This window comes from Henriciella sp. (assembly GCF_049649345.1).
GTDB lineage: Bacteria > Pseudomonadota > Alphaproteobacteria > Caulobacterales > Hyphomonadaceae > Henriciella.
The window spans coordinates 1-1,611 of record NZ_JBARZC010000417.1 but is presented as its reverse complement, the minus strand read 5'-3'; the positions used below and the strand labels follow the sequence as shown (position 1 = coordinate 1,611).

General features: G+C 59.1%; 2 protein-coding genes. One reads left to right on the top strand and one right to left on the bottom strand.

All coding sequences use genetic code 11. The annotated features are described in order from the left end of the window. The coding region (locus tag WA989_RS11550; protein ID WP_424340651.1) for a M23 family metallopeptidase at nt 1-822 on the top strand (822 nt) is incomplete at its 5' end. A gap of 77 nt (nt 823-899) precedes the next feature. Here WA989_RS11550 and WA989_RS11545 read toward each other — a convergent pair. Beyond that, the gene (locus tag WA989_RS11545) at nt 900-1,247 is read right to left on the bottom strand and encodes a hypothetical protein (protein ID WP_424340650.1); all 348 of its coding nucleotides are present in this window, start codon (nt 1,245-1,247) and stop codon (nt 900-902) included. Between the last annotated feature and the right edge of the window lie 364 nt (nt 1,248-1,611).

Here is a 1,611-nt window from a genome sequence, read left to right as displayed (position 1 = left end):
CTCGCAAAGGGCGCGCGTGACCAGCAGGTCGTCGATTTCGCCAAGGTGTTTGCCTACGATCTCGACTTCCAGCGCGACATTCATCCGGGCGACCAGTTCGAGATGGTGTTCGAGGAAATGGTCGATGAGCGCGGCAACCGCGTGCGCGGCGGCGAAGTGATCTATGCTGCAATCAATGGCAAGGCGCTTGATAAGTCCTATTATCGCTTCACGCCGTCTGATGACGGCGCTGTCGACTATTTCGACCCGAATGGCGAGGCGGCAACGAAATTCCTGATGAAGACGCCGATCAATGGCGCGCGTCTTTCGTCTAATTTTGGCTACCGCCGTCACCCGATCTCCGGCTATAACAAGCTGCACAAGGGCACCGATTTCGCAGCCCGGTCAGGCACGCCGGTCTATGCGGCCGGCCATGGCACGGTCGAGCGGGCGAACCGCTATGGCGGCTATGGCAATTATGTCCGCATCCGCCACGCCAATGGCTACAAGACCGCCTATGCGCACCTGTCGCGCTTTGGAAAGTACCGGAGTGGCACACGCGTCCGCCAGGGCGACATTATCGGCTATGTCGGCTCAACCGGTGCCTCCACAGGCCCGCACCTTCACTATGAGGTCCTGGTCAATGGCAAGCAGGTCAATGCGATGACGCTCGACCTGCCGACCGGGCGCAAGCTCGTCGATACGCCTGAGATCATGGCCGAGTTCGAGAGTGTGCGCGACGAGATCGATGCGATGCGCCTCGGCACGGACGGCCAGCAAATGGTCTCCGGCCAGGACGGCAACTTCTTCCTCAATACAGAGCTTGCACCGCCAGCGCCCTAGACGCACGATTGCATCCCAGAACCAAAAAAGCCCCGGCCGTCTGGACCGGGGCTTTTCTTTTCGAACGCCTGAAAAGCCTAGCGGGAGGCCAGTTCGAGGCGTGGGGACACTGTCTCAACGTACAGCTTGGAGCCCTCATAGGCCTGGCTGAGGCCCGTATCGCCGATCTTTTCGACGGCCTGATACAGAATGTCCTCTGCGCAGACCTCGTCGACCGAGAGGCCAACAGAGGTCAGAGACACGAAACGGCAGGTCGCCATTGCCTGTTTCTCAAGACCGGACAGAACTGTTTCTGCGCCGCCGGCCTGCTCAAGCAGGGCGCGGTCGAAGCTGAGGGTTGCGTTCACTTCAGTCATTTCTTCGGCCGATGCGAGGCCGGAGAAGATGGACATGGCGAACAGAATGGAGGAAACGCGCATTTTCATGATAAATGCCTTTCTTTTTAGGGTCGCAAGTCGTTGCCTGCTCCTATGCCCCGCTTTTCGCGGGTGCAGCACAATCTTCTCGCACATGCAGCATTTGTGAAGCGCATAATTGGGAAGTGCTCTCATGCATAAGTGCATGGCTAGGGTGGCGGGCTCAACTTCCCGCTTGTCAAAATCCCAGGGTGGCTCATACGCTTCGTGGTTGATACTCTTTTGGAGACCCCTTCAATGCGCACCCCTTTGGCGGCTTTCACGGCTGCCGCTGCAATGCTGGCAGCCAGCGCGCTCGGCGACACACCTTCGATTTATGGGCGCGCCGACGGGCTAGGACAGCCCAGTCTTTCTCCCTCAGGCAACCTTGTCG